A 15,496-nucleotide genomic window follows, 5' to 3' on the forward strand; every position below is an offset into this window, starting at 1 on the left:
AAGTCGCCACCCGCATCACCAAAAGGACATCTCGCGCTTCATTGTGCAAGCGCGCTGTAAAAATCCAGCGTTAAACCGGCTTGCCGACGCGCCGAGTCGTTGAACGGAGGCTTCAAGCCCCCGCGAAAATGGCGTTTTACAAGGATTTGGTAATGATTTGCGGCGTTCAGCCCGGCTCGGTTCGTGGCGTGGCTGAACCATGTCGTCCCGGCCAAAACATGCCGAATCTCATCTGTCATAATGCGCTGCAACATTCGGGCTGATTGCCTGTCCCCTGCCCCTTCGAAACGCTCGATCGTGGCCGGTGTGATGTCGAGCGCACGGGCTTCCAGCACCATCGGCACGATCGCCAGCCGCGCCATCGCGTCATGCGCCGTCTCGCTCGCCGCTTGCCATAGCCCGTCATGCGCAGGCAGCGCGCCATATCCGCTACCCAGCTGCCGCAGCCGCCGATCCAGCAGCGCGAAATGCATCGCCTCTTCGGCGCCCACGCGCATCCAGTCACTAGTAAAGTCGCGCGGAAATTCTGCGCCGAACCGCCCGATCAGGTCGAAAGCAAGATCGATGGCGACGAATTCGATGTGAGCGAGCGCATGCAGCATGGCGATCCGCGCTCGCTCGGAACCGATCTTGCCCCGCTTGGGCATCTGGTTCGGCGGCAGCAACAGCGGCGTGCCCGGCCGGGCCGGGCGGTCAGGCATGACCACATCAAAGCGATGCGCAAGCCGCCCCTGCCGCCACGCACGCGCCACCGCGCGGGCCGCCATCAGCTTGGCCCGCGGGTCGGGCGTCGTCAGCACATGGGCGCAGGCTGCACCTACGCTTTCAATCTCATCCGGCAGGATCAAAGCGCCTTCGCCGCCTCCAGCACTTCGGCGGCGTGCCCCTTCACCTTCACCTTGGGCCAGACCCGCTGGATCTTCCCCTCTCCGTCCGCCAGGAAGGTCGCCCGCTCGATGCCCATATATTTACGACCGTAGAGCGACTTTTCGACCCAGGTGCCAAAGGCTTCGCAAGCATCGCCCGGCTCGTCCGAAGCCAGGGTGACCGACAGACCATATTTGTCGGCGAACTTCTTCAGCTTGGCCGGCTTATCCTTGGACACGCCGACCACCGGCACACCCAATGCAACGAACTCACTCGCCAATTCGGTGAAATCCTTCGCCTCATTGGTGCAGCCTGGCGTGTCCGCCTTGGGATAGAAATAAACGACAATGGGCTTGCCGCGATAGCGCGCCAGCGTGAGATCGCCGCCGTCGGCATCCTTCAGCGCTACGTCGGGCAGCGTGTCACCGACTTCCAGCATCATCTTCCTCCACATAGGGCGCGGCCAGCCCCGCCCAGGCATCTCGCACCCTTTGCCGGGCCTCGTCATAGCTTTCAAGCAGCGCGTCCCAGCTTTCGACGCCACAGGCGCGCGCGACCACCGGCCGCGTGGCTTCCGGCGGTTCAGTGGATTTGGGCGACACCAGCCGCGACACGATCAGGAAGCGCGTGATCAGATCATGCGCGGAGATCAGTTCTCCCGGCAAATGTCCCGCGGCCACCAATTGCTCCAGCGCGGCGCGAAGATCGGGGTTGAACGCCATATTGTGCCGGAACTGGGTCACATGGATCAGGAACTCCAGATCGACGAGCCCGCCAGGCACCATCTTGACGTCCAGCTCGCTGGCCGGCGGCTTGTGCTTGGCGATGTCGCCGCGCATCTTCACCGCATTGCGCGCCAGCTCCGGAAAATCGCGCGACCGCTCCAGCGTCTCGGTCAGGATAGCGCCCAGCGCCGCGCGCGCCTTGGTCGATCCGAATATCGGCCGCGCTCGCGTCAACGCCAGATGCTCCCAGGTCCAGGCTTCCTCGCGCTGATATTTGGCGAAGCTGTCCAGGCTGACCGCGAGCAAGCCCTGCGCACCCGAAGGCCGCAGCCGCGTATCCACCTCATATAGCGGCCCCGCAGCCGTCTGCACCGACAGCGCGTTGGTGATCCTCTGCCCCAGCCGGTTGAAATATTGCGTGGCGCCGAGTGGCTTGGGACCATCGGACTCGGTCAGGAAATCGCCGGTGAAGAGATAGACCAGATCCAGGTCCGACGCATGGGTCAGAACACCGCCGCCCAGCCGCCCCAGCGCCAATATGACCATCTCGCCACCTGACACCTTGCCATGCGCAGTTTCAAACTCCGCGATCGTCGCGCTGACCAGCGCCTCGATCGCCGCTTCCGCCACGCGCGAATAGCCCCGCCCCGCTTCCAGCGGATCGCCGCCACGAATGATCTGCGCGCCCAACGCAAAGCGCCGATCATTCACCCGCTGCCGCACCCGGTCCAGCAGCGCCTGATAATCCTCACCCTTTTCGAGTTGAGAGAATTGCTCGGCCAGCTGCGCCACCGGCGGCGGCGGATCAAAGGCCGACGTATCGATCAGGCCGTCGAGCAGTTCCGCTCGCCGCCCCAGCGCATCGGCCAGCGTCGGCGCGTGACTGAGCAGTTCGACCATCAGTTCGGCCAGCCCCGGCCTCGCAGCGAGCAGCTTGAAAAAGTTGATCGCGCTCGGCAACCGCCCGATCAGGTCGTCCAGCCGGTTAAGCGCGCGCACCGGATCGGGCGCGGCGGCAAGCGTGCGCATCAGGCCGGGCAGCAATTCCTCCAGCGCCTCACGCGCTGCCGCGCTGCGCAGCGCCCGAATCTTGCCCGTGCGCCAGCCGCCTATGCGCGCAACCGGCGCTTGCGGATCGGCGAAACCGATCTCGGTAAGCTGCTCCGCCAGCCGTTCCTCATCATGCGGAAGGGACTCGTCCTTCTCCGCAGGGGTCAATTGATCATAATTGGTCCCGACCCAGACGACATGCGGCCGCAACAGGTCAAGCAGCGCCGCGCCATCATCCAACCCATGCAGCCGCGCGACATTGTCCATCGCTTCGGCTGTCTTGGGCAACTCATGCGTCTGCCTATCCTCCACCATCTGAAGCCGGTGCTCCACGGTGCGGAACAGCACATAGGCTTCGTCCAGCCTGCGCGCCACATCCTCATCGAACACCCCCGCCGCCGCCAGCGCGCGCAACGCCTCGCGCGTGTTGCCCGACCTCAGCGCCGGATCGCGGCCGCCATGGATCAATTGGTGCACCTGCGCGAAAAACTCGACTTCGCGAATACCGCCCCGGCCTCGCTTCAAGTCATATCCCGGCCCGAACGCCTGTCCCTGCGCATAATGGTCGCGGATGCGGCGCGAAATATCGGTGATCGCATCGATCGCGCCAAAATCCAGACTCCGCCGCCAAACAAAGGGGCGAATCTGCTGCATGAAATAGTCGCCCAGGGCCAGGTCGCCCGCCGCCGGACGCGCACGGATGAAGGCCGCCTGCTCCCATCCCAGGGCCATCGTCTCATAATAGCCGATCGCCGCTTCCACCGGCAGCGCGATCGGCGTCGCTTCAGGAGAAGGCCGCAGCCGCAGATCAACGCGGAACACATAGCCGTCGCCATCGCGCGCGTTCAGCAATTCGCTGACCCGCCGCCCGATCCGCACCGCTGCGTCAGCCGGGTCCTCCCGCTCGCCATGCGGCAGGCTGGTAGGGTCGTAGAGCAGGATCGGATCGATATCGGATGAATAATTCAGTTCGCGGCTGCCATGCTTGCCCAGCGCCAGCACGACGAACCCCCTGGGCTCGGCTCCAGGATAGCGTTCGGCAAAGGCCGCGCTTATCGCTTGGTCCAGCGCCTGATCTGCAAAGTCGGATAGCGTCCGCGTCACCCGGTCGAGATCCCACGCACCTGACAGGTCTGCCGCCGCCGTGACAAGCGCCAGCGCGCCTTTGCGCCGCCGCAGCGACTGTGCGATGCCGTCTTCCGGCGCAGCCACCGTGTGCGCGGCAGCCAGCGCTGCGTCGAAATCGCCGCTCGACAGCAGATCGGTGACTGCCGGAAAACGATCCATCTGCCTCGCGAGGAAAGGCGAATGCGCCCGTATCCGCCCCGCCACCGCCGTCCAGTCCGTCACGCCATTCTCTCCCGTCATATCGGCGCTATCGCTTGGGCGTGCGATGAACGCCAGAAACTTTTCCCTGATCCGCCCGTTGTACGAGTATGGAAATGCAGCGCAAATCGGTCGGCCGGTCGGCGGACAGGCGGGATGGTGCCCATCGTCGCCTGCTGACGGTCGGCTTGCCCCAGCCTTATGAAGGTGTTGGCAACGCGCTGCGATCCACTTTTCGCGCGGGGCGTGACAGTCTGCCCGACGACATGCTGGATCTTTTAAACCAGCTCGATGGCAACTGATAACCGCAGCATTTTATTTACCAGCCAATATTAGGATCGGCGCGTCATTTTTCAGGATGCGTCCGCATGCACTACAAGGCTTTCGCCGCCATCACCCTGATCGCCGCGCCTATTATCGTTCTGGCGGTTCAGGGTATCGCCCCGCACGCGCCTGTGCAGCCTTCCGCCGCTCCTTCGGCTGTCCTCCCATCACCAGTGCAGGCGCCCCCCGTCGTGCAGCCCGCCCCCATGCCTGTCCCGGCTGCTCCGGAGCCCGATGCCGCCGCCTTCGGTCAGCCTATGCCCGACGCGGGGAAGCCCTTCCTCTCCCCCGGCAACGGCCTCCCGGCAGTCGCCGCTCCTGCTGCAGGCGCAAGCGGCGACGGCGCGGTCGAAGCAACTTCCGACAGCACGCCATCCTGATCTAGCCAGAACCCGCGTGCTTAACGCGCCGTGGCGAAGGTATCACATTGCGCCGGATCACCGGTCGCCAGCCCCTTGCGAAGCCAGATCATCCGCTGCTCGCTCGACCCATGGGTGAAGCTCTCCGGCACCGGTCGGCGGCCCGCCGCCTTCTGCAGGGTGTCATCCCCGATCGCCTGCGCTGCGGTCATGCCTTCCTCCAGGTCCCCTGCTTCCATAAGGCCGGTGCGCTTGGCCCAAACGCCCGCATAGCAGTCCGCCTGCAGTTCGACTCGAACCTGCATCGCATTGCCTTCTTCTTCACCAACGCTCCGCTGCCGTTGCTGCACCTTGCCCAGCGTGCCCTCCAGGTCCTGCACATGATGGCCGACCTCATGCGCAATCACATAGGCTTGGGCAAAATCCCCAGGCGCGCCGAAACGCTGGCGCAATTCGGTGAAAAAGTCGGTGTCCAGATAGACTTTCTGGTCATTGGGACAGTAAAAGGGCCCCATGGCGCTTTGCGCCGCGCCACATCCTGACGCGCCCGCCTGCGAATAGAAAGACAGGACCGTCGGCCGATATTGCTGGCCCGCTTCCTGGAACACCTGCCCCCAAACCCGCTCGGTCGAACCCAACACCTTGAGCGACCAATGCTGGATTTCATTCAGCTTTTGCGGATCGCGATCGACCGAGACATTCTGTTGCGGCCCGCCACCGCCGCCTATCAGGCTCAGCGGATTGACCCCCATCACCGCCAGGATGATCAGCGCCACCACGATTCCGCCACAGCCGAAACGGCTGCCGATGAAGGGCAGCAGCATGCCCAGGCCACCCCCCAGACCGCCGCCGAAACCGCCGCCGCGGCCGCTCTGCACTTCAAAGTTGGAGCTTTCCCGTTCGTCGTCCAATCGCATGGCGCTCTCGCTTTCCTCACCTGACATACCGCATGAGCGGGACGGTTGGAACGGTTGCGATATGGCATTGGTTGCCTCGGTTCGACCGATTGTTACAGCACATTAAGTTGGCACCCGCCGACACATCACTATATTGCACTGCGTCATGGCCGATATCGATCCCACCATCCCCCGTCGCGCGGGCACGCCGCTTCCCCTGCCGCGCGAAGTCGCATTGCTGCTGCAGGGCGGCGGCGCGCTCGGTTCCTTTCAGGCGGGTGTATATCAGCGCCTCGACGAACTCGGCATCGACGTCACTTGGGTTGCGGGCATTTCGATCGGCGCAATCAATGCCGCAATCATCGCGGGCAACCCTCCGCACCGTCGCCTCGGTCGCCTCAAGAAATTCTGGCTCACGGTCTCGGGCGGGCTCCCCAATGTCATCCTGCCCGAAATCGACCATATCCGCGAAGCCGCCCATCTGATGGCGGCAGGAGCCGTCGCGACCTTCGGCGTCCCCGGCATGTTCCGCCCGCGCCTCTGGCCCAGCATGATGATGCCGGAGGGCTCGTCGGGCGCGATCAGCTTCTATGACAGCGCACCACTGAAGGACACGCTCAATGCCTGTGTCGATTGGGACCTGCTGAATGACGGACCCGTCCGGCTATCGGTGGGCGCGGTCGATGTGGAAAGCGGCAACTTCGCCTATTGGGACACGCGCGATCCCCACGGCCCCACCCGCATCGACGCGCGCCATATCATGGCGTCGGGCGCCCTGCCGCCGGGCCTTCCCCCCATCGAGATTGACGGCCGCTGCTATTGGGATGGGGGCCTGGTGTCCAACACGCCGCTCGCCCATGTACTGGAACATCAGACCGACGACATGCTGGTCTTCCAGGTCGATCTCTTCCCCGCCGAAGGTCCCAAGCCGCGCCAGATGACAGACGTTTATTCGCGCGCGAAGGACATCCAATATTCCAGCCGGACGCGTCAGGTCACCGACCAATATCTGCGCCTCCGCCGCGAGCATAAGACGATCAAGACCCTGCTCGACAAGCTGCCGCCGGACTTGAAGGATGATCCAGACGCCCAGCGCCTGCGCCAATATCTGGAGCGCGGCTCCATCAACATCGTCCACCTCATCTACCGCAGCCGCGCCTGGGAAAGCGGCGCGCGCGACTTCGAATTTTCCCGTTCCACCATGCTCGACCATTGGAGCCAGGGCCGAGATTCGGTGGAGGAAGTGATGCACAAGGGCGACCTTATCGCCCGCAACATCATGAATGGAAAAAGCGCCGCTTTTGACCTCGATGCGCCCGATCACCTCAAGGAGAAAAATGCATGAGCAAGTCCCTCGCTGGAAAGACCGCCCTGATTACGGGCTCCACCTCCGGCATCGGCCTTGCCTATGCAAAGACGCTCGCGGCCGAAGGCGCGAACATCGTCATCAACGGCTTTGGCGATCCCCAGGCGGTCGAACAGGAACGGCAGGCGCTCGAACAGGCGAGCGGCGGGAAAGCCCTCTATAGCGGCCATGACCTGACCAAAGCCGTCGAGATCGAGGCGATGATGAAGGAAGCCGCCGACGCATTTGGCGGCGTCGATATCCTCATCAACAATGCGGGCATGCAGCATGTCGCCCCGGTGGAAGATTTTCCGGTCGAGAAGTGGGACCTCATCATCGCGCTCAACTTGACGAGCGCCTTCCACACCTCCCGCTTCGCCGTGCCTTATATGAAGTCGAAAAAATGGGGCCGCATCATCCAGACCGCCAGCGCCCATTCGCTGACCGCCTCGCCGTTCAAGAGCGCCTATGTAACCGCAAAGCATGGCCTTGCGGGCCTGACCAAGACACTGGCGCTGGAGCTCGCCACTTTCGGCATCACCGCCAACTGCATCTCCCCTGGCTATGTCTGGACGCCGCTCGTCGAAAATCAGATTCCCGACACGATGAAGGCGCGCGGCATGACGCGGGAGCAAGTGATGAATGATGTGCTGCTCGCCGGGCAGCCGACCAAGCAATTCGTGACGGTGGATCAAGTCGCCGCCATGGCATTGTTCCTTTGCAGCGATGCCGCCGCCAATATCACTGGCGCCAATATGAGCATAGACGGCGGCTGGACGGCCCAATAAGCAGCGTGGCAAATATGCCACGCCCGGAAGCTTTTGTTTTATTGGACGGAAACTATCCCCTGCGGCTCCATTTTCCTCGGGCAACTTGAAACAAGGCCGTTTCGGCGCGCGCGTTGGGGAAAGCAGCATGATCTTCGCGTCGGCTGCTATCAGTGGGTCAATGGTAAGCAAGGCTGGCCCAACCGCAAGGACTGGATGTACGGCGCTGGCGTGGAAGTCGGTCCCAAGGACATTGGCCTTGGCGGCATCATCGGCAACAGCGGCATCCGCTTGCGTTTTCAGACTGAAACCTATGATTTCGACAGCTTCCGTCCGACCGCTGGCGTAATCTTCCACTTCTAATCCTCCCATAGCGATCAGGGGAAAGCGTCCGTCCTGCACGGGACGGACGCTTTTTCGTTGCCGGAACATCGGCCCATTGCGGCCTGACCCTGAATTTCCCGTTCGCCCAGAGCTTCTCGAAGGACATTCCTCTCTCCAAACCCGTTCGGTCGAACGCGCCTCCGTCATGCCAGCAAAAGCAGGCACCTCGGCCCCCATCAGACACCCCCTTAACAGCCGGAAAATTCCCCCTATGCTCCCCTGCATAACAGGGAGAATAGCCAGTGCGTCACGCGTTGTGGATTATCATGGCCGCCGCCAGCCTTTCGTCCGCCGCCACGGCGCAGACCGGAACTTCGTCCGTTCCGGCTGCTGCCCCTGCGTCCTCCAGCGAAATCGCCGCCACCATCGCGCGCGACATGGATGGCATGATGGCGCTCTACCGCGATCTTCACGCCAATCCTGAATTATCAGAGCAGGAAAGCGCAACCGCCGCCAAGCTCGCCCGCCGGTTGAAGGCCCTGAAGTTCACCGTGACCGAAAAGGTCGGCGGCAACGGCGTGGTTGCCGTGATGAAAAATGGCGATGGGCCCGTCCTCCTCATCCGCGCCGACATGGACGGCCTTCCCGTCACCGAACAGACCCGCCTTCCCTTCGCGTCGAAGGTCCGCACCAAAACGGCGGGTGGCGTGGAAACCGGCGTCATGCACGCCTGCGGCCACGACACGCACATGACCGCCTTCATCGAAACCGCCCGCCTCCTCTCCTCGATGCAGGATCGGTGGCGGGGCACGCTCGTCATGATCCTTCAGCCTGCGGAGGAAGTCGGCCGCGGGGCGCGCCTGATGCTGGAGGATGGCTTATACACGCGCTTTCCCCGCCCCACCCATGCGCTCGCCTTCCACGACGCCGCTAATCTGGAGGCGGGCGTGATCGGCTACACGCCGGGTTACGCCCTCGCCAATGTCGATAGCGTGGACATAGTAGTGCGCGGCACCGGCGGCCATGGCGCCTATCCGCAGACCGCGAAGGACCCGATCGTGCTGGGCGCGCGTATCGTTGGCGCGCTGCAAACCCTGGTCAGCCGCGAACAGGACCCGCTCGACCCTGCAGTGGTAACTGTCGGCAGCTTCGTTGCCGGGGCCAAGCACAATATCATCCCCGATGAGGCGAAGCTGCTGCTCACCGTCCGGAGCTATTCGGACGAAACCCGCGAAAAGCTGATCCGGGGCATCGAACGCATCGCGCGGGGCGAGGCGATTGCCGCTGGCGTGCCTGACGATCGCATGCCCGTCATATCGGTGAAGGATGAATTCACCCCCGCCGCCTACAATCCGCCCGCCTTCGCCAACCAGATGGCCGCCCTTCTCACGACCCATTTCCCCGAAGGCCGGGTGGTTGAGGCCAAGCCCTCCATGGGCGGCGAAGACTTCGGCCGCTACTATCGGGCGGACAAGAGCATCAACAGCTTCATCTTCTGGGTCGGCGGCGTCCCGCCAGACCAGATGGCAAAAGCTGCCGCTGGCCAACTTACCCTGCCCTCACTTCACAGCCCCTTCTGGGCGCCTCAAGCGGACAAAGTCATAGCGACCGCCAGCGAAGCGATGACGGTTTTGGCGCTGAATATATTGGAGCGGTAATCAACGGCGGGGCAGATAGGGATGCTGACGATACGCAAGGCCGTTGTGGAGGATGGCGCGACCCTCGCGGCGATCTATGCGCCCTATGTCTCGCAAACCGTGATCTCGTTCGAAACCGTGCCTCCTACCGCAGAAGAGTTCAGTGCCAGGATCGCCAATTGCCTCCCCGCCTACCCCTGGCTCATCGCCGAGATGGGCGGCCAGACGGTCGGCTATGCCTATGCAGGACCACATATTGGCCGCGCGGCCTATAATTGGTCGGCGGACATATCGGTCTATCTCGCTGCCGATCATCACCGCCAGGGCATCGGCCGAAATTTGTACGACGCCTTGATCGCTCTATTGCGTCATCAGGGCTATCATGCGCTGTTCGCAGGCATAACCCTGCCCAACGAGGCGAGCGTCGCCATCCATAGCGCTATCGGCATGCGGGAAGTCGGCATTTATCGGGAAGTCGGTTTCAAATTCGGCCAGTGGCATGATGTGATGTGGATGGGCATGACCATCTCACCGCCCGCTCGACCCACGGCTCCGCCCACGCCCTTCTCGGCGCTGGCCAACATTCAGGACATCGTTCCCCATCTGGCCGGTTAAGGTGCTTCCGTTTGCCCTGAGCTTGTCGCGGGGGTGCTCACCAACCCCGCCTTAAGGCCCGGCACCATCCTAAACCGGCCGGTGCCCCTTGCGCCATTTCGTCACTAGATGCCGCGCCAGCATCATCGGCGGCATCCGCAGCCAGTGCGAGCGCACATAGAAGGCAAAGCGCAGCAGCTTGCGCGTCTCGCGCCCCCACCCATCCCGAGCGAGCAACCGCCACATCACCACATGATCCCAAAGCGTCAGCCGCTCACCCCGCCCGCGACCATAAAGCACCGCCGCCAGCCGCCGCGCCTGCGCAACATGGCGGCTGATCCCATGCCGCTCCGCCCGCTCTTCCAGCCGCCCCAGGTCCGCCTTCTCCAAGAGGCAATGGATATCCCACAGGTTCCGCAAGCCGCCCGCCATATCCCCATCCGCGAGCAGATGCGCGACCGAATGGCAGACCATGTCCTCGGGCGACAAAATAGATAATCGTTCTGTTATCGAAACGGAATCGGCCAACATCGCCTCGGCATCGGGGCTCTGCCGCGCCGTCAGCGGCAGGATCGTATGATGCACATCGATCATCCGGTCCCGCTCCCGATGGATCATCGGCGGCAGTTCATGCATCCACTGCCGGTAATAGGCATCGTCATAGGCATCCTCCTTTACCCATTCCCAGCCCGCCGCCTTCAATCTTTCCTCTATTTCGTTCATCATTTCGCGGGGCGCCAGGATATCAAGGTCGCCAATGAACCGCCCCTCGCCCGCCGTCAGCCCCGCCGCAACATATGCGGTCCCTTTGAGCAACAGCACCGGCGCACCCAGCGCTTCGGCGGCTCGGTCAGCCTCCCACAATGCCTGCCGCGCTTCCCGCTCCGCATCCAGCCGCGCATCCGCCAGTATCGGCCGGACCGCTTGGGGTGCCTGCGCCGCATCAACCCTCACCGCCAGCGTTCCGATCAAGCGCTCCGCCCGCGCCGCCGCGATCAGCGCATTCCACGCCGTCGCATCCAGCCTGGCCACCGTTACAGGCTCCCGCAAAGCGCGCACCAGCGCCGCCCCGCTCATGCAAGCTCCTCCCAAAGCCGTTCGACCATGGCGATCGCCGCATCCCCGGAAGGAAAATCGATCGCCCGCGCCGGAACGCCCTGTACGAAGCGAGTGAGTGCGCCAAAGCCCGCCTCTCCCAGCGCGACATAATTGGTGGACGCTTGAGTCAGCCGCATGAAGACTTCCCCCTGCCCGACCGGCCGCACGTCCGCGCCATGACCAAAACGGGGAAACAGCAGCAGCGCAGGCTGCGCCCCTTCCCCCATCCGTCCCACCGCATCTGCGCGCGGCACGAGATGGCGTATGTCTCCCTTCGCCGTTCCGCCAAGCAGCGGCCCCATCCGCTTGTCAGGCGCCTCTGCCGCGATCACGCTGATCGCGCCATTCTTCAGCGATACAAGGCGGGGGAAAGGAAACACTGCCCCGCTGACAAGGTCCAACAAGGCGAACTCGTCACCCATCAGCCGCCAGCCCCGCTCGCCCAATTGCGCAGCCAGAGTCGATTTGCCGGAACCCGATTCGCCGGTCATCACCAGCGCGCGTCCGTCCTTCTCAACGCTCGACGCATGCAGCAGCAGATGCCGCCGCCACCCCAACGCCATCTGCAGGTTCATGCCCATCTCCGCCGCCAGCAGGCCATGGGCCAGGCTCATGGGCGCGGCATCGGCCAGGCCATGGTCGCCAGTGATGAAGATCGAAGGCCGCACCCACCGCCGCAGCAGGCTCGTCGGCTCCAGACGAACGGTAAAATCAGCCACATCGCCATCGACCTGGGGATAATCGTCATAAAGCGCCGCCAACAGCTCAACCGGCTGCCGCCAGGCGGAGCCGATGCGGAAGGACGCAGGCCCGATCTTCAGGGAAAGCTGATGCCTCATGCGCGCCGCACAACACCAAGGGCCGTCAGTCCGGCCAGATGCGCTTCGATCTCTGCAATCGCCTGCTCCGGTTCGCCCAGGTCATAGCGCCGCTCCAGCCGCGCATGCACCTGCGCAGCCGTTACGGGGGAGTCATCCTCGCCCAGCGCGTCCAATATCTCGGGAACCGGGCTGATCACCATATGCGTCTGCCCCGACGACCGATGGTAGAGGAGCGTGATATCCTCCAGCACGCACAAGGCGGCGTTGCTGTCCTGATGATAACGGCGCTCTGCGGTCACGACCTGCCCTTAAACTATCTGGCGTCGCTCCGCTGTAGCGCGAAGGAGTAAGCAGGTGCCTAACGCGGCATTTGCAACGATGCGTAGCAGGTAAAGCCGCTCGTACCCGACTGGAGCCGCCGAATATAATTCAGATAGGCCTGATTCTGTTCGTAGCTTGTGCCGGGCAGCCGCCCGCCGCGCAGCGCTTGCTTGACCTGCTCACCAGTATAGCTGCGGCCTTGGGCCGGGAATGCCCCTGCCGTCCCCGCAGGAACCAGCTGTCCATTAGGCGCGACATAATTGCCCGCCCGGCCCTGATCCGGCACGGGAATGGTGCAGTTGAGAACGGACGCCGCCGTATTGGCCAGCGCGGGGCGAATGGACACGATCGCCGAAGCAGCGACGGCTCCACCCATCAGCAACTGGCGACGCGAGGGCGCGCCACCATAGTCTTCCCCCGCACCAGCAGCGGCGGGATCGGAAACATGCGGTTCTGGCAATTGCTCGCTCATATCCTCTTGATCCGCTATCGCCCTTGCCAAAGCGTAAAGAATCCACGCTATTGCGCCAGCCATCGCAGCAAAGCGGCCAATAATCCAGCATGGTAACCATGAATCGACTGACCATTTCCCAAATCACCGCTTCGCTTGCCGTGCTGTTTCTGGCGACCGGAAGCGCGTTGCTGACAGGCGCAACCGTCTGGGCGATCGCCCTGCCTGTCCTCGCGGGACTGGCGATCCTCCTGATCACCTCGCAGGGGCCAGCGCCCAAGCCAAGCACGCCTTCGCCTGCTGAGGAGAGCGCGGACATCGTTGTCCACCCCGACTTTGCCGACCTGCTGGAGGGCATAGCCGATCCACTGATGCTGATCGAGCGCGGGCGGATCATCCGCGCCAACCGAGCCGCCCAACGGCTGCTCGGCGCGCATATCGAAGGGGAAGACGCACGCATCGCCATCCGCCACCCCGCCGCCGCCGAACGATTGGCGAGCCTCGCCCCAATGGCGGAGCCGGTGATGCTGGAGCTGGTGGGCCTGGGCACCCGCGATCAGCGTTGGCAGATGCGGATCGCGCCGGTGGGGAGCGACGGCTCCATTCGCCGCCTCGTCCACCTCGCCGATCATAGCGGCGCACATGCCGCCGAAAAAATGCGGGTCGATTTCGTCGCCAATGCCAGCCACGAACTGCGCACACCACTCGCCGGGATATTGGGCTTTATCGAAACGCTGGCCGACCCCGATCTCGGCCGCGACAACGAAACGCGCCAGCGCTTCCTGAAGATCATGGATGGGGAAGCGCGCCGGATGCAGCGACTGATCGACGACCTCATCTCCCTATCCCGCATCGAGGCGGAGAAATATCGTGTCCCCGACAGCCCGGTCGATCTGTCCGGGCTGGTGGCAGAAGTCGTCGGCGTGTTCCGCACCAGCCATGGCGATCGCGGCCGCGAGGTGGAAATGGAGATCGATCCCGCGCTCCCCTCGGTGGCCGGCGACCGGGCGCAGTTGTCGCAACTGCTCCACAATCTGATCGGCAACTCCGTCAAATATGGCAAGGCTGGCACGCCGATCCGCGTCAGCCTGACTGAAGGGCCAAGCGGCATGACCCGGCTCTGCGTCGCCGATGAAGGTGAAGGCATCGGACCGGATCACCTGCCGCGGCTGACGGAGCGCTTCTACCGCGTGGATTCGGGCCGCAGCCGCGCGATCGGGGGCACCGGACTCGGCTTAGCGATCGTCAAGCATATCGTGGAACGGCATCGCGGCCGGCTCGACATTGCCAGCATCTTGGGCAAGGGCACCAGCATCACCGTCCTGCTGCCGCCGATGGCCCCTGAAGAAAAAGTCGCCACATCAAAGCATTGACCAAAAATTTCCGCCTGCAGCCATGGCTCCAGGCCGCTATGTCATAAAAGTGCAATTGGACTGTCACAAAGGCGCGATGTACCGCGGCTACGGCGCGTGCCCAGAGGGGGGCGGCGACTGCGAATCGCGGCCTTTTGACAAAGGAGATTACCCGTGAAGCATTTCGCCTTGCTCGCCGCGAGCGCCGCGGCCGCACTCACGCTCGCCGGCTGCGGCGATCAGTCCTCTGGTGGCGGCGCTGGCGGCACCCGTGACCAGATCCGGGCGGTTGGCTCATCCACCGTCTATCCGTTCGCCACGGCGATCGCGGAGATGTTTGTGCAGGGCAATCCCGGCATGAAATCCCCAATCATCGAATCGACTGGCACCGGCGGCGGCATGAAGCTCTTTTGTGCGGGCGTTGGCGCTCAATATCCCGATATCGAGAACGCCTCACGCCGCATCAAGAAGTCGGAGTTCGAGGACTGCCAGAAGAATGGCGTCAAGGACATCATCGAAATCCAGGTCGGCGTCGATGGCCTTGCCTTCGCCGAGGCGAAGAACGGCCCCGGCCTGAAGCTGACGCCCAAGATCGTCTATGAAGCGCTGGCCGCCAACCCCTATGGCAAGGGCCCGAACAAGGCAGAGACTTGGAAGGATGTGGACCCCAGCCTGCCCGCCACGCCGATCAGCGTGTTCGGCCCGCCGTCCACCAGCGGCACCCGCGATTCCTTGGCCGAGTTGATCCTGACGAAGGGCTGCGAAACCGATCCGGCCATGAAGGCGCTCAAGGAAAAGAGCGAGGACGAGTTCAAGGCCACCTGCACCCGCGTTCGCGAAGATGGCAAATATGTGGACTCGGGCGAGAATGACAATTTGATCGTCCAGAAGCTGGGCGCTAATCCCAACGCGCTCGGCGTCTTCGGATACAGCTTCCTGGAAGAGAATAAGGACACGCTGAAGGACGTCACGATCAACGGCGTCGAAGCGACCTACGAAACCGTCTCCACCGGCAAATATCCCGGCGCGCGCGCGCTCTACATCTATGTGAAAAAGGCGCACATGACAGCGATCCCGGGTCTTCAGGCGTTCCTCAACACCTTCGCTTCCAACTGGAATCCCGATGGCGCGCTCACCAAGCGGGGCATGGTCGCTGCGCCGGACGATGTTCGCAAGGCGAGCGCCGAAACGGTCAAGTCGCTTGCCGTTCTCGACGGTTCGCAGCTGAAATAAGAAAGA

The 15,496-nt window shown here is 63.4% G+C and carries 16 protein-coding genes and 1 pseudogene; 9 read left to right on the forward strand and 8 right to left on the reverse strand.

Annotated elements, in window-relative coordinates; genetic code table 11:
• Positions 1-38 precede the first annotated feature (38 nt).
• Genes ACFO3E_RS03445 through ACFO3E_RS03455 form a run of 3 tightly spaced genes read right to left on the reverse strand, consistent with a single transcriptional unit; the run spans position 39 to position 4,010 of the window.
• Positions 39-848 carry a ferritin-like domain-containing protein gene (locus ACFO3E_RS03445; RefSeq protein WP_066524566.1) on the reverse strand — a complete coding sequence of 270 codons (810 nt, stop codon included), beginning with the start codon at positions 846-848 and terminating at the stop codon, positions 39-41.
• A complete protein-coding gene (bcp, locus tag ACFO3E_RS03450; protein WP_066524570.1) occupies positions 845-1,306 on the reverse strand; it encodes a thioredoxin-dependent thiol peroxidase in 462 nt (153 codons plus the stop codon). Before bcp ends, ACFO3E_RS03445 begins: the two co-directional genes overlap by 4 nt.
• A complete protein-coding gene (locus ACFO3E_RS03455; RefSeq protein WP_197486308.1) occupies positions 1,290-4,010 on the reverse strand; it encodes a bifunctional [glutamine synthetase] adenylyltransferase/[glutamine synthetase]-adenylyl-L-tyrosine phosphorylase in 2,721 nt (906 codons plus the stop codon). The genes bcp and ACFO3E_RS03455 overlap by 17 nt, the downstream gene beginning before the upstream one ends.
• Before the next feature lie 68 nt (positions 4,011-4,078).
• Between ACFO3E_RS03455 and ACFO3E_RS03460 the strand changes: the two genes are divergently transcribed.
• Together ACFO3E_RS03460 and ACFO3E_RS03465 are read left to right on the forward strand one after the other, a co-directional pair.
• Entirely contained in the window at positions 4,079-4,270 is a 192-nt protein-coding gene (locus ACFO3E_RS03460) for a hypothetical protein (RefSeq protein ID WP_066524572.1), read from the forward strand.
• A 66-nt stretch (positions 4,271-4,336) separates the two neighbouring features.
• Positions 4,337-4,672, forward strand: coding sequence for a hypothetical protein (locus ACFO3E_RS03465; protein ID WP_066524574.1), 336 nt, complete (start codon positions 4,337-4,339; stop codon positions 4,670-4,672).
• Between the two features lie 20 nt (positions 4,673-4,692).
• On the opposite strand, the gene ypfJ is transcribed toward ACFO3E_RS03465, so the two are convergent.
• A complete protein-coding gene (gene ypfJ, locus ACFO3E_RS03470; protein WP_066528619.1) occupies positions 4,693-5,568 on the reverse strand; it encodes a KPN_02809 family neutral zinc metallopeptidase in 876 nt (291 codons plus the stop codon).
• Positions 5,569-5,713: 145 nt separating this feature from the next.
• On the opposite strand from ypfJ, the gene ACFO3E_RS03475 reads away from it, so the two are divergent.
• The 5 genes and pseudogenes from ACFO3E_RS03475 to ACFO3E_RS03495 all read left to right on the forward strand — a co-directional run bounded on the left by ACFO3E_RS03475 (position 5,714) and on the right by ACFO3E_RS03495 (position 10,235).
• Positions 5,714-6,892 (forward strand): patatin-like phospholipase family protein, encoded by a 1,179-nt coding sequence (locus ACFO3E_RS03475; RefSeq protein ID WP_066524576.1) that lies wholly within the window; start codon positions 5,714-5,716, stop codon positions 6,890-6,892.
• A complete protein-coding gene (locus ACFO3E_RS03480) occupies positions 6,889-7,680 on the forward strand; it encodes a 3-hydroxybutyrate dehydrogenase (protein WP_066524580.1) in 792 nt (263 codons plus the stop codon). The genes ACFO3E_RS03475 and ACFO3E_RS03480 overlap by 4 nt, the downstream gene beginning before the upstream one ends.
• 91 nt (positions 7,681-7,771) lie before the next feature.
• Positions 7,772-8,022 (forward strand): annotated as a pseudogene (locus tag ACFO3E_RS03485) (opacity protein); the annotation flags it as partial.
• Positions 8,023-8,285: 263 nt separating this feature from the next.
• Positions 8,286-9,641 (forward strand): amidohydrolase, encoded by a 1,356-nt coding sequence (locus ACFO3E_RS03490; protein ID WP_380802534.1) that lies wholly within the window; start codon positions 8,286-8,288, stop codon positions 9,639-9,641.
• 21 nt (positions 9,642-9,662) lie between these two features.
• Complete coding sequence (locus ACFO3E_RS03495; RefSeq protein ID WP_066524583.1) at positions 9,663-10,235, forward strand: arsinothricin resistance N-acetyltransferase ArsN1 family B; 573 nt, start codon at positions 9,663-9,665, stop codon at positions 10,233-10,235.
• 69 nt (positions 10,236-10,304) lie between these two features.
• On the opposite strand, the gene ACFO3E_RS03500 is transcribed toward ACFO3E_RS03495, so the two are convergent.
• From ACFO3E_RS03500 to ACFO3E_RS03515, 4 genes are read right to left on the reverse strand one after another with little or no spacing between them, the layout of a single operon-like run.
• Entirely contained in the window at positions 10,305-11,291 is a 987-nt protein-coding gene (locus tag ACFO3E_RS03500; RefSeq protein WP_380802536.1) for a nucleotidyltransferase domain-containing protein, read from the reverse strand.
• Entirely contained in the window at positions 11,288-12,151 is an 864-nt protein-coding gene (locus tag ACFO3E_RS03505; protein WP_380802538.1) for an HprK-related kinase A, read from the reverse strand. Before ACFO3E_RS03505 ends, ACFO3E_RS03500 begins: the two co-directional genes overlap by 4 nt.
• Positions 12,148-12,432, reverse strand: coding sequence for an HPr-rel-A system PqqD family peptide chaperone (locus ACFO3E_RS03510; protein ID WP_066524588.1), 285 nt, complete (start codon positions 12,430-12,432; stop codon positions 12,148-12,150). Before ACFO3E_RS03510 ends, ACFO3E_RS03505 begins: the two co-directional genes overlap by 4 nt.
• 59 nt (positions 12,433-12,491) lie before the next feature.
• Positions 12,492-12,926 carry a hypothetical protein gene (locus ACFO3E_RS03515; protein WP_066524589.1) on the reverse strand — a complete coding sequence of 145 codons (435 nt, stop codon included), beginning with the start codon at positions 12,924-12,926 and terminating at the stop codon, positions 12,492-12,494.
• 98 nt (positions 12,927-13,024) lie between these two features.
• Between ACFO3E_RS03515 and ACFO3E_RS03520 the strand changes: the two genes are divergently transcribed.
• Together ACFO3E_RS03520 and ACFO3E_RS03525 are read left to right on the forward strand one after the other, a co-directional pair.
• Positions 13,025-14,278 (forward strand): ATP-binding protein, encoded by a 1,254-nt coding sequence (locus ACFO3E_RS03520; protein ID WP_066524591.1) that lies wholly within the window; start codon positions 13,025-13,027, stop codon positions 14,276-14,278.
• A gap of 153 nt (positions 14,279-14,431) precedes the next feature.
• Positions 14,432-15,490, forward strand: coding sequence for a substrate-binding domain-containing protein (locus ACFO3E_RS03525; RefSeq protein ID WP_380802541.1), 1,059 nt, complete (start codon positions 14,432-14,434; stop codon positions 15,488-15,490).
• The last annotated feature ends 6 nt before the right edge of the window (positions 15,491-15,496 follow it).

The organism is Sphingobium tyrosinilyticum, from assembly GCF_042654265.1.
GTDB lineage: Bacteria > Pseudomonadota > Alphaproteobacteria > Sphingomonadales > Sphingomonadaceae > Sphingobium > Sphingobium tyrosinilyticum.